Origin of the sequence: Salinibacterium sp. NK8237, assembly GCF_015864955.1 — a bacterium.
Lineage (GTDB): Bacteria > Actinomycetota > Actinomycetes > Actinomycetales > Microbacteriaceae > Rhodoglobus.
On sequence record NZ_JADYWE010000001.1, the window covers coordinates 2,068,471 to 2,087,069 of the forward strand.

An 18,599-nucleotide genomic window follows, 5' to 3' on the forward strand; every position below is an offset into this window, starting at 1 on the left:
ACGTCCAACTGCTCTAATTGGGTAATCGATTACCCGAGCTGCGGACGTTCTCATTAATTCGCCCAATCACAGGAATGACGACATGACAAATACTTCGAAAGGCGGCCTTCGGCGCCGGATTCTTGGCCTCGCCGCGGGAACCAGTGCGATAGCACTGGTTGCAGGATTAGCTGCGTGTTCCACCGAGGCCAGCGACGCAGAGTCGACTGACGAGAGCCTCACCTCCATCCGCTTCGTTCAAGAGTGGCCGGTGCCTGATGGCTTCTGGATTCCCTGGGTAGTCGCACAGGACCAAGGCTTTTACGAAGACGCGGGCCTTGACGTAGAAATCATCACACCTCCAAATGTCGCAGCCACAATGCAGTACCTCGGCACGGGAGACGCAGACCTCGCGTTCACTACGAGTGTTGACATCGTTGCCGCCCGATCGCAAGGTGTCCCTGTGGTGGGCATTGGAACCTACGGTTCAAATAACAACTGGGGACTGATGAGCAAGTCAGGCGAACCAATCGATCCATCAGAGCTCGAAGGCAAGCTCGTGGGAACGTACAACGACGCATGGTCGAACGCTCAACTCTCAATCATGCTTGCATCGGTTGGCAAGACGATTGCAGACGTGACACTCGTCACTGCGGATTCCAGCACTGTTCCGTTGCTTGTGGAAGACAAGGTAGATGTCATCACAGGTATTACGAACGCTGAGGGCAGCGAGCTTGAGTCGCTCGGAGTCGAAGACTATTCGATCGCGTACTCGAAGGACTTTGGCGCACCGGATGCACCAGTGTTGATGCTGGCCGGTAACGAAGAGTGGATGGCTGAGAACCCTGACGCGGCTAAGGCCTTCATGGACGCGACCATCAAGGGTCTCAACTTCGCACGGGAGAACCCCGAAGACGCTGTCTCGATCTTCATGGATGTGTATCCAGATGCCCAAACCCTCGAATTTACGCAACTCCAGTGGACCGCTACCGCTGCGCTCTTTGGCGAAGCTGGCTACGAAGTCACTGCCGCTGACCTGACGCAGTCCAGTGAAATCTGGCAGAGCCTGGTCGATGTCTCGGTCGAATTCGGCATCATCGACTCGGCGATCGCCGTCGACGAACTATTCACAAACGACGCACTGAAGGACTAATGAAGAATCGCAGCATTCTCCTCGCCGGAGAGTCATGGAGCACGACTTCTGTACACACCAAGGGATTTGACACGTTCCATACGAGTGCCTACGAAGAGGGGGCCTGGCCCTTTATTCACTCGCTCGAATCCCAAGGATGGACAGTCGAGTTTCAACCGAACCATGTGGCATCTGAAAAGTTCCCTTACCAAGCTGAGGAACTTGACCGTTTCGACGTAATCGTTCTCAGCGATATCGGCGCCAACACACTGTTGCTCCCAAATTCTGTGTTTGCGGGTGGAGCAGTGGCTCCGAGTAATCGGCTCCGCGTTCTGGCCGATTGGGTCAAGGGAGGAGGAGCACTTCTCATGGTTGGTGGTTACTTGTCCTTTCAGGGCATTGAGGCTAAGGCTAACTACAGGTCGACGCCCTTGGCTGAGGTGCTACCGATCGTGATGGAACTGGGTGATGACCGCCAAGAAACTCCTCAGGGAATTCGGCCGATTTCACTAGGTGATCACGTCGTTACCAGCGGCTTAGGTGGTGAATGGCCAGCCATTCTCGGATACCAGCGGTTCACGGCGAAGGAGGGTGCTGTGGTGCTTGCGACAGCGGAGGATCATCCCCTAGTTGTTGTCGGAGAGGCCGGCCGCGGTCGCGTAGCCGCAGTGGCCACCGACATGGGGCCTCACTGGCTCCCGAAGGAATTCTTAGAGTGGGATGGGTTCAGCCTGCTGTGGAACCAGCTACTGGGCTGGTTGGCAGATGACGAGAGTGGAGCAGTGTGATGTCCAACGAAGTTCAGGCCTTCACCGACAGTCCCCCTGAGGGACTAGTCCGGGCTCAAAGACTGGCAATTCAGATCGCCGAGGAATTCACTGAATCTGTTTCTCCGGGGATGACTGAAAGAGCGGTGCGCGACGCCATCGATGCTCGAGTTGTCGAGCTCGGAGGCACTGGGGTATGGACGCCGACGGTGGTGGGTTTCGGCGTCGGTACGCTCAGTTGCTTTCCCACCGACGTTGCGTCGGATCGGCCCTTATGGGATATAGATCTCGGAACCATTGATGTGCATCCAGTAACCGAGGATGGCTGGTGGGGAGATTGCACGCGCACCCTGATCCGTGGAGGGAATATTCCCCAGCAGAGGGCGCTGGATGCGATTAATTCTGTGCACGCGCATGTGTTGGCGTCGGCTCGCCCGGGCATGCGAGCGTGTGACTGGTTCGCAGAGTTCCAAACCGCTCTTGAGCCCACGGGATTGCTACTTCTCGATCGTCTCCAGAACATTGGTCATTCGTTGGCGCAGGATTCGTCCTATGACCTCGGCTACATCGATGCTTTCAACGAGACTGTGCTGACCGGCGCTTGGGCGGTGGAGCCGTTCATCGGCAATCACCTTTACGGAGTCAAACGTGAAGACGTCGTGTGGTTCGGGCCGACGAAGACCACGGTGATTGCGTGACAACGTCATCCGTGCCGAAGATCGAACTGGCTAAGGTTGCCCAGCGCTTTGGCCAGACCGAAGCACTGGCACCCACCAGCTTGCGCATCGAACCCGGGGAATTCGTCGCGGTGATTGGCCCGAGTGGATGCGGCAAGACGACGCTGTTCAATGTCTTGTCCGGCATCCTTTCGCCGACCTCGGGCACCGTAAAAATCGACGGCACCGATACAACCGGCAAGCCAGGCCATGTCGGTTACATGCTCCAAAAGGACCTGTTGGTGCCTTCGCTTAGCGCACTTGAGAACATTACGCTTGGGGCGCGACTGCACGGTCGGGTCTCACGGGCACAACGTGACGAAGCGGCGACCATGGCCAGGCACTACGGGCTTGGTGATTTTCTCGATCACTTTCCGCACGCAATGAGTGGAGGGATGCGCCAGCGGGTCGCCCTCATGCGAACCCTGGCATTTGCGAAAGATGTGATGCTTCTCGACGAGCCTTTTGGGGCACTTGACAGCCAGACGCGGCTCGAAATGCAGCAGTGGCTGCTGCGTGTGTGGGCGGAAACCGGGTCGACGATCTTGTTCGTCACGCACGACATCGATGAGGCAATCTTTCTTGCAGACCGCGTAGTCGTGATGTCCCCGCGCCCCGGCCGAATAAGCGAAATCCTCGAAGTAAATCTTGACCGGCCTCGTGACCTGGATGTTCTTACGACCGAGGCGTTCATGACGCTCAAACGTCGCGCTTTGGACCTAATTTACGGTCGCTCACGCGGTGACCTTGACGCCGAAGGGGTCACCCCATGAGTAGCACTGTAAGCATCCTCACCAGCACACAAGCCCGTGGACGGTGGCTAGCCTTTGGTGCGCCGATCCTGTCGATCGCGGGGCTCATCGTGCTCTGGGATCTCGCGGTAAGGATCTTCTCCATCCCGCGTTTCGTGCTGCCTGCGCCCGGTGAGGCTTTCGCGGAGATCATCAATGACTGGGACCTGATCAGTAAAGGTATCGTCGCAACGACCCAAGTTTTTGCTCTCGGATTCGTCATTGGGGCGAGTCTCGGGTTCGTCCTTGCAATCGTGATGTCGTCGTCGAAGCCGCTTTTTAGAATTCTCTACCCGATCATGATCGTTAGTCAGGCGATCCCGGTAGTTGCAATCGGTGCGGCTCTCGTAATCTGGCTCGGCTTCGGACTTGCTCCCAAACTCGTCGTCGTGGCCATGATCGTGTTCTTCCCCGTGCTGGTCAATGTGTTGGACGGATTGCGGTCGGTCGACAGCGACAGCATCAATCTGGCGCGAGCAATGGGGGCTTCGAAGTGGCGAACCTTCCTCGTCATCAAACTTCCCGCGACGTTTACCCCACTTTTCTCAGCGCTGAAGATGTCGGCGACCTTCTCGGTGACCGGAGCAATTCTTGCGGAGTCGCTGGCCTCAACGACGGGAGGACTAGGCGTCTACCTCTCGACTATGCAAGGCCGCTTCAATACGCCGGGGGTATTTGCGGCGATTCTGGTGTTGGCATCAATCGGCCTGCTCGCTTTCCTCCTTATCTCGGTTTGGGAATCGGCAGCAACTCCGTGGCGGAGAACGAGCAGGGTTCCGCGGCAGCGACGCTACCGTGGTGGTGCCGCCGTAGAATGACGGTATGAGCCGACGCCCCACAGTAAAAGACGTCGCCGAAGCCGCAGGCGTTTCCGTTGCCACGGTATCGCGGGCTCTGTCAGGGGCCAGGGTGGTTCGGCCCGAGCTGCAGGAACTAGTGGTGCGCACGGCGGACGCTCTCGGGTACCGCCCGCACTTGATCGCGCAGGCTCTGCGCCGGTCGCGATCCGGCGCGATCGGAATGATTGTGCCGAAGATTGAGAATCCGTTCTTTCCGCAGCTCGTTGGTCATGCTGATCGTGTGCTTCAGCAACATAACCTCGCATTGCTGTTGTGCAGTGCGGACGATGATCCTGAACTTGAGGCAAAGCGAATCTCAATCCTTGCTGAGCGTCAGATCGATGGGTTACTGATTAGCCCTTGCTCTCAGTCGGCTAGCGCTCCCGCTTTAGCCGAGATTGCGGCTCGTATGCCTGTGGTTCAGTTTGATCAACGAGTGCCAACGGTGGCAACGCCGTTCGTCGGCATTGACGACGCCGCAGGAATCGCGGCGGTCACCGCCCATCTTGGCCGATCCGGTCGCCGCCGACTTGCGTTCATCGGCGCAGATACAGACAACTGGTCGGGTCAGCGACGCACTGACGGGTTTGAAGCGTGGGCCGATGCGGAAGATCCAAGTGCTCGCCAGCGCATACTCGCGGGAGACTTTTCGCGCGAGTTCGGCCACGATGCGGCGATGCAACTTCTTGCGGCGGATGGTCAGATCGATGCGATTGTGTGCGCCAATGACCTACTCGCGCTCGGCGCCCTCGATGCGGCCACCGAACTCGGTATCGGCGTACCTGACCAGCTTGCGATCACAGGTTTCGATGACATTAACATCGCGACGGTGTCTCGACCAACGTTAACCACCGTTCGTCAGCCCGTTGCAGAAATGGTTGAGAAGGCAATTGGTATTTTGCTCAACGCGATTGACGGCGCGGTAGAGGAACCTGTCGACATTCGTCTACCGGTCGAGCTGATTATCCGTGGAAGTGCGCCTCGGGGCGCTCAGCCTAACTGACCGCGGTTCCACGCTTCGAGTAGAGATTGGTAGACGGATACTGACTGTTCGACGAGCTCTATCGACACAGATTCATCTGTCGAATGAGGCTGATCTGGGTCGCCAGGGCCGATGATGTAGCTGCGAGCGAGAGTTGGATCTAGCACCGCCGCATCAGTGAAGTACGAGACGCCAGCGGGTTCATCTTGGCGTCCAGTAACGCGGGCTACCGCGTCGAGGATCTCCTGAGTGACCGTAGATTCCGCGCCAGTCGGGGCCCACACCGGAGGAAGTTCAAGAATTGTGTGAACCGAGCCGAAGTTGGCTAGTTTTTCCCGCACCGATTCATGGGATGCTCCGGGGACTGGACGAATATCGACCGTCATCTGTGCTCGATCGGGAACAAGATTGGTCTGTGTCCCACCGCTAATCGTGCCGACGTTAGTCGTCCGGGCGCCGAGGTAAGGGTGAAGAGCTCCGGCGCCAAGTTCACGTAAACCCACAACGGCATCGCTGAGCATTTCGATTGCGTTCACTCCCAAGTCTGGCCGTGATCCGTGAGCTGCCCGTCCGGCAGTTTCCAGCTCCAACCACGTCGCACCTTTATGTCCTAGCCGAACGGCGTTGGCCGTTGATTCACCAACGATCAAAATTCCGGGAGCTTCCATCGCTTTTTTTGAGAGAATGGTGCGGGCACCTCCGCAGCCTGTCTCCTCTCCGGCAGTCAGCGCGACGGTAAACCCGCGCGCACCGCTGCGGGCAGCGGAAATCGATGCCAAGACCATGGCTGCGACTCCACCCTTCATGTCGCTGCTGCCGCGACCGAAGAGGCGATCCCCGTCGCGCTCCGCTGCGAGAGGTCCGTGCGCCCAGGTCGCTTGACCGTAGGGCACCGTGTCCACGTGGCCGGAGAGCACGAATTCTCCGCCGCCGTTCCAACGCGCGACAAGACTTCCGCGGCCGGGCATCCACGGCACGTGGGTGAGGTCGAAGCCAGCCTCAGCGAGCAGGGGCGCAACTAGGTCGATCGCGTCCTGCTCGTGATCTCCCGCAGTGTCGATCCGCAACAGCTTCGTAGTGAGGTCGATTACGCCGCCATTCATAGCGACGAGGTTAGGTTGTACGCATCCATGCGGCGGTCTCTGACGGGATTGTTGAACTGGCCCCAGCCGCGACTGCGCCGAGCCTCTGCGAAGTCAACATCAGCGACGAGAAGTTCTGGTCGGGCGGTGTCGGCGGGACCGGCGATAGGCCAACCGGTGTGCGAAACGATGAGACTTTGTCCGATAAATTCTTGCTCGCGTTCAACCCCGACGCGATCAGCTGCCGCGATGACAATGCCGTTGCTGTGCGCCGCTGCCATCGTGAGAATCGTTGCCATGCCTGGCTGATCCGCAGCCTGACCAGGAATGGGAACCCAGTTTGTCGGCACGCACACCAGATCGACACCTTTGAGGGCGAGCGATCGGTAGCTTTCAGGAAACCACCCGTCGTAGCAGATCATCATTCCAATGCGGCCGAGCGTGGTCTGAATAACAGGAAACCCGAGATTCCCCGGTTCGAAGTAGAGCGCTTCCTCATCCCAAAGGTGCACTTTTCGGTAGACATGGTGGTCTCCGCCCGGCAGGCACATGATGCTCGAGTTGTAGAGGACGTCTCCGTCGCGCTCGGCGAAGCCGGCGACAACGATGATGTTGAGTTGCGCCGCGAGGGCCATCCATTCGCTGGTCGCAGGGCCCTCCGTTGCAATCTCAGCGAGTGCGAACGCTTCTTCGCGGGAATTCATCATGTAGCCGGAGTTCACCAGTTCCGGGAGAACGACTACTTTCGCGCCAGCTTCAGCGGCCGAGGTGATCGCGAGCGTCGTCATCGCGACATTGGTAGCGATGTCTCCGAACACGGGTTCAACTTGGGCGACGGCAATTGCGATGTTGGCGATGGTGTCCTCCGAACCATTGGTAATCGATTTCCCATGATACTTCACGGAATGGTTCCGGGCAGCATCCACAGGCTAGGCTCGGGCGTTATGGCAGCTGGCTCAACGATCCACACCTTCACGGTGCAATTGGCGGATGTGGACCGCGGGGTTTACGACGATTTCACGCTTCGCGTAGCGCGGCATCCTTCCGAAACTGACCTCTATATGGTCACGCGCGTGCTCGCGTATTGCCTCGAGTATGAGGAAGGTATCGCGTTCAGCGAGGGAGTTTCGTCGACAGATGAGCCCGCGGTTCTGGTTCGCGACCTCACCGGCACGATTACAGCCTGGATCGAAATCGGGGCTCCGGATGCTGCCCGACTCCACTACGGAAGCAAGCTGGCCGACAGGGTCGCGATCTACACGCACCGCGACCCGGTGAAGGTTGCGGCTCCGTGGGCGGGCAAGAAGATTCACAACGCGAGCGACATCGTTTTCCGCAGCTTCGATCCTGGCTTCATCGAGGATGCCGCAGCGGCCCTTGAGCGCCGCAACGCTGTAACTCTCTCGGTTACTGAGGGTCAGTTGTATCTCGAAGTGAACGGCACAACGGTAAGTTCCGCGCTGCATAGTCACCGCGTGGAGTAGTCAGGGTGCGCTGAGCTTTTCCGAGAAGCTCCTGTGGTGTGCATATTTCTCGGAATGAATGCCGCCCACCGCTATGTTGGTCTAGAAGATGACTATTCTGCCGCGCACCCAACCTCCTGCCCTTTCGTTGCCGCTCGCGCGCGGAGGATCCCTTGACGATCTCGCGCTCGGCACGGGTGCCGACGGCCGCTTCACTCTCGTTGTTTTCTATCGGGGCCTTCACTGCCCGGTGTGCCGCAAGCAGTTGCGTGAACTCGACGAGAATATGGACGCATTGCGCGAAGCCGGAGTGGGCCGCATGGTGGCCATCAGCATGGACACGCTCAAGCGCGCCACGATCTCGATCGACGACTGGGAACTCAGCCGCCTTCCGATCGCCTACGGACTCAGCGAAGAGCAGGCCCGCGAGTGGGGCCTCTTCGTCTCCAGCGGTTTCAAAAAGGGCGAGCCGGAGTTGTTCAGCGAGCCTGGCATGTTCATTCTTGACAACGACAACACCGTGTTCTGGGCTACTGTCTCCAGCATGCCGTTCGGGCGGATGCCGGTAAGCGCCATCATCCATGGTCTCGAGTACGTGACCGAGACTGATTATCCTGCGCGGGGAGTGGTTGCACCCTCGCTCTGAGTCCTCGAAGAGTGAGCAGTTTCGTCAATTACCGGCGTGTCCCCCTGATGGGGGTAGACAGGGGGTCTCTACCGCCATAGGGTCGATGCTAAATCGTTATTCAGTAGTGCGCGAGTGGCTGTCGAAACCTAGTCGACGCCGGCGTACGTGAGCCCGACGAAGGACCCTGGCGTGAACCCTCCTGTAGATCCCGACGTACGTCCGCGAGGTGATGGCGAGGCTCTTCTCGCTCGCCGCATGATTATTACGAGTGGTGTTGCGGCTCTCGCCGCAGTGGGTGCTGCTGCCGCGAGCAGCGCGGCTTTTGGCCCGGCCAGCACACTCTCGCTCTTGCCAGACGGGGCGAGCCCTCCCGTGGCTCCGGTGCCAACGGGATCCGCTCCCAAGAACACCCCGGTGCCGACCACTCCAACCCCGAGCGCCACACCCACGAACCCGCCGTCCACGAAGAGCCCCACTGTGGGCGTGAACCCACCAACGACTCAAGATTCACGCTCGCCAGCGACGGCGAACCCGCCAGCCGACCGCGACCAGAGTTATGCAAACCCTGGAGCGGGAACCGGAACCACGCCTCGCGCAGACACTCCATCGGCCGCGAAGCCTGCGACGAAATCCACCCCGCAGAAGGGGTCAAGTGCACCCGAGGTTGTGTCGACCGGTGTCGCAGACAACGACCAAACGCACGCACATCTACTGTCGCGGGCAACGTTCGGCCCGCGCAGCAGCGACTTTGCAGATATTTCCACTCTGGGAATCGACAAGTGGCTCGGTGCTCAGCTCGCACCGTCATCGATCGCTGATCCCGATGGGACTGCTGCGTGGGCAGCGTTTCCTCTCGCGAAGTTGTCAATCGCCAAGGTTCGTTCTTCGGTCAAGCAATACAGCTGGGAAGCTGCACGCGAGACTGGCCAAGCAACATTGGCTGCTCAGATCTTTAGCAAGCGGCAGCTTTTCGAAGTTGTTGTCGACGTCTTCTCTAACCTGCTCAACGTGACGACTCCGTCGGACAGCGTGTGGGCTACCGCGCCTGACTATGCAAACACGGTGATTCGCGCAAACGCCCTCGGCACCTATGCCGAGATGCTGCACTCCGCAATACGGCATCCCGCCATGTTGACGTACCTCAACAACGAGCAATCCAACAAGGCAAACGTCAATGAGAACCTTGGTCGTGAACTGCTAGAACTCCATACGCTCGGAGTAGCTTCGGGTTACACCGAAGATGATGTGCGCAACAGTGCGATGATCCTCTCGGGTCGCGGCATTGACTACGACACGAGAGAGTTCCGCTATTGGCCGGAACGTCACTTTGTGGGGCCTGTAGCCACCTCGTTCTTCACGGACGAAAACGCCACCGCAGACGGCGGACTCGCGGTGGGTGATCGGTTCGTCAGCGTATTGGCCCACCACCCCGCCACCGCCGCGAATGTCGTCAGAAAACTTGCTGTGCGTTTCGTTTCGGATTCGCCGCCTCAAGGTCTGCTCGACCGCCTGGCCCAGGTCTATCTCGACAACGACACCGCGATTATTCCGGTGCTCAAGGAGCTCTTCGCCAGCGATGAGTTCTGGTCTGCGGTCGGCGAGAAGGCGCGTCGTCCCCTTGAAGATGCGGTTGGAGCGGCCCGTGCGGTTGGCGCAGCACCGAGTGACAAGCTCGCCGATGGAGCAAAAAATCTCTATTGGGTCTTGCAAAATCTGGGTCACGCGCCTCTCACGTGGACCCCTCCTAATGGCTTTCCCGATGTCATCGGGGCGTGGCTTTCGGCCAGTCAAACAGTCGGGCGGTGGAACATGCACCGCGGGCTCGCTGGCGGATGGTTCAAGGGGCTCACTCCGCCCGCGAAGCTCAGTGAGCAACTCGCTCCGACCGCAGGGCAGACGAACTCGCAGTGGATCGACAGCATCTCTGAGCACATGATCGGTCGACCTCTCAGTGACACACATCGCGCTGTGCTGCTCTCGTATCTCGATGCCGATGGTTCTGCTGAAGCAGAAGCCGGCGACGCGTGGCAAGTGCCCGCTCTCGCCGCCCTAGTGCTCGACTCGCCCTATTTCCAATTGCGCTAATCGACCGCGCTCTTCCGCATTACCCTCCCCTGTAGCTCGAACCCGAATCGAGAAAGAACCCCCTCATGACCGAGACCCGTTTCCTTCACCCTGACTGCCCAGACTGGCGCCAGCTGGGACCAACCGATCTAGATTCCGCTGTGCGGGCCCATAGCGAGATTGTGGTGGCCGAAGAGGCTGCTCGTCGACAACTTTGGTCCAAGGGTTTTACCCGTCGACGGATGCTGCAGGGCGGCCTGATGGCTGGCGTTGCCGCCATCGGTTCCCAGATTGTGACCACTCAAGCGTCCTACGCGGCTCCAGGGTCGCCAGACACGGGTGCTCTTATCGTCGTATTCCTCCGCGGCGGAATGGACGGACTTTCCGTGCTCGTTCCGGCCACCGACGCAGACCTCTTGAAGGCCCGCCCGAGCATCGCGGTCAAAGAGAACTCAGGATTGATTGCTTTCGAACGCGGCTTCGGCTTGCATCCCGCGCTGTCAGCCCTGAAGCCGATGCTGGCGCAGGGCAAGATCGCTGCCGTACCGGCGATCGGCACCCCCGACCTTTCACGCAGCCACTTCCAAGCGCAGGACTGCCTTGAGCGTGGCGGCTCTGCCGGCAGCGCCTCGCAGACCGGATGGCTTAACCGTGCTCTTGAGCAGAGCGGCCCGGGAACCACCTGGCGCGGAGTGGGTGCAAGCGATCGCCTTGCTCGCTCCCTCGTCGGCGGTTCGAACGCTCTCGTCGTTCCCGACCTCGACCGCATGGCGATCGACGTAGACGATTCGCTCCTCGAACCCACCCGCACCGCCCTGACGAAGCTCTATACCGGTCTCGACCACCCAATCGCGCAGCAGGCAACGCTCGCCCTGAGCGCGTCTGGTGAGGCCGCAGCCATCGCAGCCTCTGCGGGAGAAGCTGAAGCGCGCGGCTATGCAGACGACAACTTCTCAAGCGACCTCGCAACCTTGGCCAGCCTCATCCGCGCCAACGTTGGGCTTCGTGTTGGCACGCTCGATCTCGGTGGGTGGGACATGCACACCGACATCGGAACGCCAGACAAGGGCGACATGCACGACATGCTCAGCGCCGTCGGCAACGGCCTCGCGGCCTTCTTCGCTGACCTCGGCCCGAAGGCCGACACCACGACGGTGGTGCTCATGAGCGAGTTCGGTCGTCGCGTTGGCCAGAACGACAGCTCGGGTGCTGACCACGGTCACGGTGGACTCGCGATGGTGCTCGGCGGTGGAGTTAAGGGCGGCGTGCACGGCAAATGGGAAGGCCTCGGTGCAGATGTGCTCGACCACGGCGATGTGCCCGGCAGCAACGACTTCCGCGATCTCCTCGGTGAAGTTGTGATGAACCGCCTCGACCTCAGCGCGGCCGACGCCAGCATCATCTTCCCGGAGTGGAAGGTCACGCCGATGGGGGTTATGGCCTAGCGCTCTGGCGGCTTAGCTGGGTTCGATCTGCGGTCGAATATACTGGGCATCTAGTGTCCGGCAGATGTCGGTTCGCCACTCCCAGGAGGAATGAGCCGCGCCATGATCGAGTTTCGCAACGTTTCGAAGCGGTTTCCCGATGGAACGCTCGCAGTCGAGAACTTTTCTCTCGTGCTTCCGTCGCACAAAGCCACCGTGTTCGTTGGCTCATCCGGCTCTGGCAAGACCACGCTACTTCGTATGATCAACAGGATGATTGATCCCACTGAGGGATCCATCCTGATCAATGGCGAAGATATCGCCGGGGTCGACCCAGTGCTGCTTCGCCGCCGCATCGGGTACGTGCTTCAAGCCACCGGACTGCTCCCTCACCGCAAAGTGGTCGACAATATCGCCTCGGTGCCGCGATTGAATGGTGTGCCTAAGCGTAAAGCCCGGCTCGACGCAACCGCTCTGCTCGATACGGTTGGCCTTGATCGGAGTCTTGCGGAGCGTTATCCAGATCAGCTATCCGGCGGACAACAGCAGCGCGTTGGTGTGGCTCGCGCCCTCGCTAGCGACCCCGACATCCTTCTCATGGATGAGCCATTTGGCGCCGTCGACCCCATCGTGCGGGCGGAGCTTCAAGAAGAGCTCAACCGCCTGCAGCGTGAACTGGGCAAAACGACTGTCTTTGTTACTCATGACATCGATGAGGCGTTCGTCATCGCCGATCAGGTGGTTATTCTTCGCAACGGCGGCGTGATCGCGCAGGTGGGCAGCCCCGCCGATATCTTGGCGAGTCCCGCGGATGATTTCGTAGCGTCGTTCATCGGAGCTGATCGTGGCAAGCGCACCCTCTATATTCAGCACCGCGAAGGAGACAGCGCGCCGCTGATAGTGGATTCTGATGGTCGGCCTGCCGGCGTGCTCGGGACCGAACAATGACGTGGCTCCTTGACAACTTTGCTCTAGTCGCCGAGCTCACGGGCAACCACGTAGCGCTCAGCATCCTTCCGATAGTGCTCGGGTTTTGTATCGCTGTGCCGCTCGGCTGGATCGCCAACCGCTGGCGGCCCGTGCGCTCGTTCGTCATCGCTGGCGGCAGCCTCCTCTATACAATTCCCTCGCTTCCGCTGTTCGTGATGTTGCCGTATCTGCTGGGAACGAAGATAACCGATGATCGGAATATCGTTGTGGCGCTCACTCTCTATGCGGTCGCAATGATGGTGCGGACTGCAGCCGATGCGCTTGCCGCGGTGCCCAAGGACGCGATCGAAGCGGCGACTGCGACTGGATACTCGGCTTGGGGTCGATTCTGGCTAGTCGAGCTTCCGCTAGCTGGCCCGGTCCTTCTTGCTGGCATGCGGGTGGTTTCCGCGAGCACGATCGCACTGGTGTCGGTGGGGGCCATCATCGGCTCGGCGAACCTTGGGTACCTCTTCACGAACGGAAAACAGCGCGACTTTCTCGACGAAATTGTTATCGGCATCGTGGCTAGCCTCGTTATTGCGCTCGTCTTTGATGTGATCCTCGTTCTTCTTGGCCGAGTTCTTATGCCGTGGATGCGACGGCAAAAAAGCGTTCGCAGCCGTACGCCGCTTCTTCTCGGGCGGGTGGGATAGCCCATGCAGTTCTTTCTCGATGCTTTTCGTTGGCTTCTCGACCCGGCTAACTATGCCTCAGGCGGTGTGAATCCTTTGCCGATTCACGATCGTGTGGGCGAGCACCTGTTGTACACGGTTGTCGCCGTCGCACTCGCGACGGTGATCGCGTTGCCGCTGGGCTTCTACATCGGGCACACCGGTCGCGGGCGGCAGTTCGTGATCGGATTCACCGGTGCCATGCGCGCTTTGCCCACACTGGGATTACTCATGGCGCTCTTCGTGATCGTGGGCGCAACCGTGCCGTTCACACAGGCGGCATTTATCGCCTCGATCATCGCACTCGTTATCCTGGCGATTCCATCGATTCTGGCGGGCGCCTACGCTGGCATCGAGTCTGTCGATCGTCAGACGATCGACGCAGGTCGTGCAATGGGGATGACAGAACTGCAAGTACTCACTCAGATTGAGATTCCGTTGTCGTTGCCGCTTATTATTGGCGGAATTCGGGCGTCTGCGCTTCAAGTTATTGCGACCGCAGTGATCGCCTCCTACATCTCATTGGGCGGCCTCGGCACAATCATCTCTAGCGGCATCGGACTCAACGACAACGATCGCATTCTCGGTGGCGCCATTCTTGTCACGCTCTTAGCGCTCGTTGTTGACGGTATGTTCGCCCTCGCTCAGCGGCTTACCCGTCGGCGCGGAACTGCCGGGGTTCGCCGAAAGAAAACAAACGTCCGTGAACAGCCACTGGGGCTGGTCGCGGTGGCGGCACCATCCGCCCACGAAGGGAAAAACTAATGTTCGCAGCAAATCGGAGGGCACGGGTCGCCATCGCGACCGTTGCCGCGGGAACGCTTGTTGCCCTCGCAGGGTGCTCTACCTCTGACCCCACCGACACGTCGGCTGACGGTTCTGTCACTGGCGACACGATCATCGTGGGCTCGTTCGCCTACCCTGAGAGCGAGATTCTGGGAAACATTTACGCCATCGCGCTTGAGGATGCAGGGTTCGAGGTCGAGACGAAGTTCAACCTTGGTCCGCGCCAGACCACGATTCCCGCTTTAGAAGATGGATCGGTCAGCCTCATGCCGGAGTACAACGGCAACCTGCTCTTTTTCTATGACACAGAAAATGCCGCCCGCACCACAGCCGAAGTAGACGCGGCGCTCGAGACCACGGTGCCCGATGGCTTCCAGGTGCTCAACTCCTCGCCTGCTGAGGACAAAGACGCCTACGTTGTCACACAGGAGTTGGCAGATGAAGAGGGGCTCGTTTCAATCGGTGACCTGGCGAAGATCGAGCCGTTTAGCCTCGGAGCCAGCCCGCAGATCGCCGAGCTTCCTTACGGCATCCCGGGTCTCGAGTCGGCGTACGGACTTACGGACATCACGTTCGTTCCGATTGAGGACTTTGGCGGACCCGACACGGTGAAGGCCCTCGTTGACGATGCTGTGCAGGTGGCAGACATCTTCACGACATCACCGGATCTAGTCGCCAAGAACCTGCTCGTTCTTGAGGACCCCGAGAATCTCATTGCTGCGCAGAACATCGTGCCGCTGTTGAACTCGAACATCTACAGTGCCGAACTCGCAGTAGTTCTCGATGCGATCTCGGCCGCGCTCACCACCGAAGATCTCATCACTCTGCGTGACCGTGTCGAGGGCACGGAGAAGGCGCAGGCTGAGACCGCAGCCCAAGACTGGCTCACCGAAAAGGGTCTCCTGAACTAAGAAACTGCTTCGCATTTACGTGCGGAGAACAGCGGCGCGAGAGCGGCATCCGTCTAGCTCTAGGGCGGAGCCGCTCGTCGCGCTGACCGTCGGCACAGTATTATCGCGGGGATGACTACTTTCTCTCGCCGAGGCCTCCACGGGCACGTTGTTGATGTGCTCGGGCGCCGCATCATGCGGGGCGAGCTTGCCTCGGGAGACATCATCGATCCGGATGCGCTGCTTGCAGAGTTTCAGGTCAGCCGCACGGTGATCCGCGAAGCGATCAAGGTACTCACGACCAAGGGCCTTGTGGATGCGCGACCGCGCCTCGGCACCTACGTCACTCCGCGGGAGCGCTGGCAGCTGCTCGACCGCGATGTCATGACGTGGCGCTCGGAAGGTATGCCCGACCCGCTGCTCGTGCTCGAACTCAGCGAAGTGAGGCAAGTGCTCGAGCCCGCCGCCGCTCGACTGGCCGCCGTTCGCCGCAGCGAAGAACAGTGCGCCGAAATCGAAGCCGCGATGACGGCGCTAGCTGCGACCTTCGAGAGCACCGAAGTGACATCGCACGTAGCAGCGGACTTAGCTTTTCATCGGGCCATCTTGGCAGCATCCGGCAACGAACTTTTGGCCCGCTTTGAGGTCGTGCTGGAACCCGCGCTGCATGCGCGCAACGAGCTTGCTTTTGAGAACGAGACAACAACCCAATTTTTGGATGACCATCGCGCAGTTGTGACGGCGATTGTCACGCAGGATGCCGAGGCCGCCCACACCGCGATGAAGTTGCTGATGGACCAGTCGAACCGCGACTCCGAAACCATCGTGAGCAAAGACCTGACCGGCGCTGCACTCGTCGCGAACCGAAAGCCGGCTCTCTAATGGCGACCCGCACCGTGCTCATCACGGGCGCAGCCCACGGCATCGGCGCGGCTGCTGCGCGCCTCTTTGCTGCCTCCGGTGACGATGTTGTTGTCACTGACATTGACGTGGATGCCGCTGCCGCGGTTGCCTCCGAAATCGTCGCGGCCGGTGGCGCCGCCACCGCCCATCGCCTCGACGTCGCGGACTCCGAGCAGTGGGAGGCGCTCTCGCGCGAGCTGCGCTCCGCGAATCGCCCGCCCGCGGTCATCGTGAATAACGCGTTCTTTCAAGTGACTGGCATTGCGCACGAACAGAGCGAAGACAACTGGAACAAGCAGCTCTCGGTGACGTTGTCATCCGTCTATCGAGCGATGCGTACTTTCCACGACACTCTCACCGCTGCTCGCGGCAACATGGTTAACGTGTCGAGCGTGCACGGGGTGCTGTCCTGGGCCGAGCAACCCGCTTACGGCGCGGCGAAGGGTGGGCTCATTTCGCTCACGCGTCAACTTTCGCTCGACTATGCGCCGCACGTGCGCGTGAACGTGGTGCTCCCGGGATCGATCAAGACCCGGCAGTGGGATCACCAAACCCCTGAAGCGCAGGAGCTGGCGCGACGCCAAGCCACCCTGCAGCGGCTGGGGACTCCCGAGGAAGTCGCGTCTGTCATCCAGTTCCTCGCTGGAGACGGTGCGTCGTACATCACGGGCGCTTCGCTTGTCGTCGATGGCGGCATGACGACGACGCTCGGCGCCTAGCGGAGACTCGCTGGCGCGCCCTCGACTATCGCTGGCGTTGCCGACCGGCTACCACTCGGCGAGCGACCCATCATCGTGACGCCACACGGGGGAGCGCCACTGGTGTCCGACCTTGTCGGCGGCGCGCACGGCGGCCTCATCGATGTCGATGCCGAGCCCGGGAGCGGTCAGCCGCTCGATGTAGCCACTCGTGAAGTCGAAGACGCTCGTATCCATGAGGTATTCGAGCACGTCTGATCCGACGTTGTAGTGGATGCCGATGCTCTGTTCCTGAATCAAGAAGTTCGGTGTGTTGAACCCGACCTGCAGACTCGACGCCAGAGCGATCGGTCCGAGCGGGCAGTGCGGCGCGAGCTGAGCATCGAACATGTCGGCGAGAGCGGCGATGCGGCGCACTTCGGAAATACCGCCCGCATGGGAGAGGTCGGGCTGCACGACAGCGATGCCGGCCTGCAGTGGTCCCAAGAACTCGTTGCGGGAGAAGAGGCGCTCGCCGGTGGAGATCGGGATTGATGTCGACGCCACGATGCCGTCGAGCAGATGTGACTTCTCAGGCACAACAGGTTCTTCGACAAAGAGGGGAGCGTAGGGCGCGAGAAGGGGGAGCACGCGACGGGCGTTGGCGACGGTCATCCGTCCGTGGAAGTCGATCGCCATGTCGCGGTCGGGACCCAAAACTTCGCGGGCGAGTGCGGCCCGTTCAACAACCTCGTCGATGGCGCTCACGGTGCCGATGGGCTTCATCCGTCCGCTGCCGTTCATCTTCACAGCGGTGAGGCCCGACTCCACCTGCTGGGCGATGTTATCGCGCAGCTCGGAGGGTTCGTCGCCGCCAACCCAGCCGTACATTCGGATGCGGTCGCGCACGGCGCCGCCCAGAAGGTCGTGAACGGGAACGCCGTGAGCTTTGCCCGCGATGTCCCAGAGCGCTTGGTCGATGCCGGCGATAGCGCTGGACGCGACGGGGCCGCCCCGGTAGAAGCCGCCGCGGGTGAGCACTTGCCAGTGATCTTCGATGCGGGTGGCGTCGAGCCCCACAAGGTATTCGGCGTGCTGTTCGACGGCGGCCCGCACGATGTCGGCCTGGCCTTCAACAACGGGCTCGCCCCAGCCGACGATGCCGTTATCGGTCTCGATGCGCACGAAGAGCCATCGTGGTGGAACGAGGAATGTTTCGATGCGTGCGATCTTCACGGCGGCCCTTCCGTTAGTAAGTCTTATTATCCTACTAATGACAGCTACTAAAGTGAGCATCATGGATACCACCACGACGAGCCACCGCGACTGGCGGGGCGAGATGCTTGCCCACCTTCGCGCACTAATCGTGCAGGCCGAGCCCGCGATTGTCGAAGAGGTCAAGTGGCGAAAACCCTCGAGTCCGGATGGCGTCGCAGCGTGGAGTCTCGACGGACTGGTCTGCACCGGCGAAACCTACAAAGACAAGGTCAAACTCACGTTTGCGCAGGGCGCTTCGCTCGACGACCCCACCGGTCTCTTCAACAGCAGCCTTGACGCCAAGGTCAGACGCGCGATCGATCTCCATGAGGGGGACGCGATTGACGCTGATGCTTTTCAGTCGCTCATTCAGTCTGCGGTGGCGTTTAACGCAGCTCGCTAGCTTGCGCACCTCGCACCTCGCACCTCGCGCCTCGCACCCCGAACAACGCCGCTCGCGTCAAGCATCTCGCGCACTCCAGCGGACCACGCCGGCCACCAGCAGCGGCATCCGCAGCGTTAAGAATCGCCCCCTTTAGCGATCTCTAAAGTGTTGCCCGAACTGTGCTTTTCTGA

Annotated in this window: 20 protein-coding genes; 17 read left to right on the forward strand and 3 right to left on the reverse strand. The window is 60.3% G+C overall.

Going from position 1 to position 18,599, the window contains the following annotated elements:
• Positions 1-82 precede the first annotated feature (82 nt).
• Genes I6E56_RS10005 through I6E56_RS10030 form a run of 6 tightly spaced genes read left to right on the forward strand, consistent with a single transcriptional unit; the run spans position 83 to position 5,227 of the window.
• On the forward strand, positions 83-1,132 hold the full coding sequence (locus tag I6E56_RS10005) for an ABC transporter substrate-binding protein (protein ID WP_197137772.1): 1,050 nt from the start codon (positions 83-85) through the stop codon (positions 1,130-1,132).
• The gene (locus tag I6E56_RS10010; RefSeq protein ID WP_197137773.1) at positions 1,132-1,899 is read left to right on the forward strand and encodes a glutamine amidotransferase; all 768 of its coding nucleotides are present in this window, start codon (positions 1,132-1,134) and stop codon (positions 1,897-1,899) included. The genes I6E56_RS10005 and I6E56_RS10010 overlap by 1 nt, the downstream gene beginning before the upstream one ends.
• Positions 1,899-2,576, forward strand: a complete 678-nt coding sequence (locus I6E56_RS10015) for a M24 family metallopeptidase (protein ID WP_197137774.1) — start codon at positions 1,899-1,901, stop codon at positions 2,574-2,576. Before I6E56_RS10010 ends, I6E56_RS10015 begins: the two co-directional genes overlap by 1 nt.
• Positions 2,573-3,367 carry an ABC transporter ATP-binding protein gene (locus I6E56_RS10020; protein WP_197137775.1) on the forward strand — a complete coding sequence of 265 codons (795 nt, stop codon included), beginning with the start codon at positions 2,573-2,575 and terminating at the stop codon, positions 3,365-3,367. Before I6E56_RS10015 ends, I6E56_RS10020 begins: the two co-directional genes overlap by 4 nt.
• On the forward strand, positions 3,364-4,203 hold the full coding sequence (locus I6E56_RS10025; RefSeq protein ID WP_197137777.1) for an ABC transporter permease: 840 nt from the start codon (positions 3,364-3,366) through the stop codon (positions 4,201-4,203). Before I6E56_RS10020 ends, I6E56_RS10025 begins: the two co-directional genes overlap by 4 nt.
• Before the next feature lie 4 nt (positions 4,204-4,207).
• A complete protein-coding gene (locus I6E56_RS10030; protein ID WP_197137778.1) occupies positions 4,208-5,227 on the forward strand; it encodes a LacI family DNA-binding transcriptional regulator in 1,020 nt (339 codons plus the stop codon).
• Here the strand turns inward: I6E56_RS10030 and I6E56_RS10035 are convergent.
• Together I6E56_RS10035 and I6E56_RS10040 are read right to left on the reverse strand one after the other, a co-directional pair.
• Positions 5,215-6,309, reverse strand: coding sequence for a M20 family metallopeptidase (locus I6E56_RS10035; RefSeq protein WP_197137779.1), 1,095 nt, complete (start codon positions 6,307-6,309; stop codon positions 5,215-5,217). The two genes, I6E56_RS10030 and I6E56_RS10035, sit on opposite strands and share 13 nt — an antisense overlap.
• Entirely contained in the window at positions 6,306-7,190 is an 885-nt protein-coding gene (locus I6E56_RS10040; protein WP_197137784.1) for a nitrilase family protein, read from the reverse strand. Before I6E56_RS10040 ends, I6E56_RS10035 begins: the two co-directional genes overlap by 4 nt.
• Before the next feature lie 42 nt (positions 7,191-7,232).
• Here I6E56_RS10040 and I6E56_RS10045 point away from each other — a divergent pair, with 42 nt between their 5' ends.
• From I6E56_RS10045 to I6E56_RS10090, 10 genes are all read left to right on the forward strand, one after another.
• A complete protein-coding gene (locus I6E56_RS10045; protein WP_197137786.1) occupies positions 7,233-7,772 on the forward strand; it encodes a YaeQ family protein in 540 nt (179 codons plus the stop codon).
• Positions 7,773-7,860: 88 nt separating this feature from the next.
• A complete protein-coding gene (locus I6E56_RS10050) occupies positions 7,861-8,397 on the forward strand; it encodes a peroxiredoxin-like family protein (protein WP_197137788.1) in 537 nt (178 codons plus the stop codon).
• Positions 8,398-8,568: 171 nt separating this feature from the next.
• Positions 8,569-10,464 (forward strand): DUF1800 domain-containing protein, encoded by a 1,896-nt coding sequence (locus I6E56_RS10055; RefSeq protein ID WP_197137789.1) that lies wholly within the window; start codon positions 8,569-8,571, stop codon positions 10,462-10,464.
• A gap of 65 nt (positions 10,465-10,529) precedes the next feature.
• On the forward strand, positions 10,530-11,888 hold the full coding sequence (locus I6E56_RS10060; protein ID WP_197137790.1) for a DUF1501 domain-containing protein: 1,359 nt from the start codon (positions 10,530-10,532) through the stop codon (positions 11,886-11,888).
• 102 nt (positions 11,889-11,990) lie between these two features.
• Positions 11,991-12,815: an ABC transporter ATP-binding protein gene (locus I6E56_RS10065; protein WP_197137793.1), complete on the forward strand. Its 825-nt coding sequence runs from the start codon at positions 11,991-11,993 to the stop codon at positions 12,813-12,815.
• Complete coding sequence (locus I6E56_RS10070) at positions 12,812-13,492, forward strand: ABC transporter permease (protein WP_197137794.1); 681 nt, start codon at positions 12,812-12,814, stop codon at positions 13,490-13,492. The genes I6E56_RS10065 and I6E56_RS10070 overlap by 4 nt, the downstream gene beginning before the upstream one ends.
• 3 nt (positions 13,493-13,495) lie before the next feature.
• Entirely contained in the window at positions 13,496-14,275 is a 780-nt protein-coding gene (locus tag I6E56_RS10075; protein WP_197137795.1) for an ABC transporter permease, read from the forward strand.
• Positions 14,275-15,207 carry an ABC transporter substrate-binding protein gene (locus tag I6E56_RS10080; protein ID WP_197137798.1) on the forward strand — a complete coding sequence of 311 codons (933 nt, stop codon included), beginning with the start codon at positions 14,275-14,277 and terminating at the stop codon, positions 15,205-15,207. Before I6E56_RS10075 ends, I6E56_RS10080 begins: the two co-directional genes overlap by 1 nt.
• A 111-nt stretch (positions 15,208-15,318) precedes the next feature.
• The gene (locus tag I6E56_RS10085) at positions 15,319-16,068 is read left to right on the forward strand and encodes a FadR/GntR family transcriptional regulator (protein ID WP_197137799.1); all 750 of its coding nucleotides are present in this window, start codon (positions 15,319-15,321) and stop codon (positions 16,066-16,068) included.
• Entirely contained in the window at positions 16,068-16,808 is a 741-nt protein-coding gene (locus I6E56_RS10090) for an SDR family oxidoreductase (protein ID WP_197137800.1), read from the forward strand. The genes I6E56_RS10085 and I6E56_RS10090 overlap by 1 nt, the downstream gene beginning before the upstream one ends.
• Before the next feature lie 48 nt (positions 16,809-16,856).
• On the opposite strand, the gene dgoD is transcribed toward I6E56_RS10090, so the two are convergent.
• A complete protein-coding gene (dgoD, locus tag I6E56_RS10095) occupies positions 16,857-18,002 on the reverse strand; it encodes a galactonate dehydratase (protein ID WP_197137802.1) in 1,146 nt (381 codons plus the stop codon).
• Between the two features lie 37 nt (positions 18,003-18,039).
• Between dgoD and I6E56_RS10100 the strand changes: the two genes are divergently transcribed.
• Positions 18,040-18,426: a DUF1801 domain-containing protein gene (locus I6E56_RS10100; protein ID WP_231606306.1), complete on the forward strand. Its 387-nt coding sequence runs from the start codon at positions 18,040-18,042 to the stop codon at positions 18,424-18,426.
• Positions 18,427-18,599: the final 173 nt, after the last annotated feature.

Bases quoted from the DNA above. Each gene is read 5' to 3' on its own strand.
- I6E56_RS10060 (WP_197137790.1), top strand. From the start codon at position 10,530: ATGACCGAGACCCGTTTCCTTCACCCTGACTGCCCAGACTGGCGCCAG.
- I6E56_RS10025 (WP_197137777.1), top strand. From the start codon at position 3,364: ATGAGTAGCACTGTAAGCATCCTCACCAGCACACAAGCCCGTGGACGG.
- I6E56_RS10080 (WP_197137798.1), top strand. From the start codon at position 14,275: ATGTTCGCAGCAAATCGGAGGGCACGGGTCGCCATCGCGACCGTTGCC.
- I6E56_RS10090 (WP_197137800.1), top strand. From the start codon at position 16,068: ATGGCGACCCGCACCGTGCTCATCACGGGCGCAGCCCACGGCATCGGC.
- I6E56_RS10035 (WP_197137779.1), bottom strand. From the start codon at position 6,309: ATGAATGGCGGCGTAATCGACCTCACTACGAAGCTGTTGCGGATCGAC.
- I6E56_RS10010 (WP_197137773.1), top strand. From the start codon at position 1,132: ATGAAGAATCGCAGCATTCTCCTCGCCGGAGAGTCATGGAGCACGACT.
- I6E56_RS10075 (WP_197137795.1), top strand. From the start codon at position 13,496: ATGCAGTTCTTTCTCGATGCTTTTCGTTGGCTTCTCGACCCGGCTAAC.
- I6E56_RS10100 (WP_231606306.1), top strand. From the start codon at position 18,040: ATGACAGCTACTAAAGTGAGCATCATGGATACCACCACGACGAGCCAC.
- I6E56_RS10085 (WP_197137799.1), top strand. From the start codon at position 15,319: ATGACTACTTTCTCTCGCCGAGGCCTCCACGGGCACGTTGTTGATGTG.
- I6E56_RS10065 (WP_197137793.1), top strand. From the start codon at position 11,991: ATGATCGAGTTTCGCAACGTTTCGAAGCGGTTTCCCGATGGAACGCTC.
- I6E56_RS10030 (WP_197137778.1), top strand. From the start codon at position 4,208: ATGAGCCGACGCCCCACAGTAAAAGACGTCGCCGAAGCCGCAGGCGTT.
- I6E56_RS10005 (WP_197137772.1), top strand. From the start codon at position 83: ATGACAAATACTTCGAAAGGCGGCCTTCGGCGCCGGATTCTTGGCCTC.
- I6E56_RS10015 (WP_197137774.1), top strand. From the start codon at position 1,899: ATGTCCAACGAAGTTCAGGCCTTCACCGACAGTCCCCCTGAGGGACTA.
- I6E56_RS10050 (WP_197137788.1), top strand. From the start codon at position 7,861: ATGACTATTCTGCCGCGCACCCAACCTCCTGCCCTTTCGTTGCCGCTC.
- I6E56_RS10070 (WP_197137794.1), top strand. From the start codon at position 12,812: ATGACGTGGCTCCTTGACAACTTTGCTCTAGTCGCCGAGCTCACGGGC.
- I6E56_RS10045 (WP_197137786.1), top strand. From the start codon at position 7,233: ATGGCAGCTGGCTCAACGATCCACACCTTCACGGTGCAATTGGCGGAT.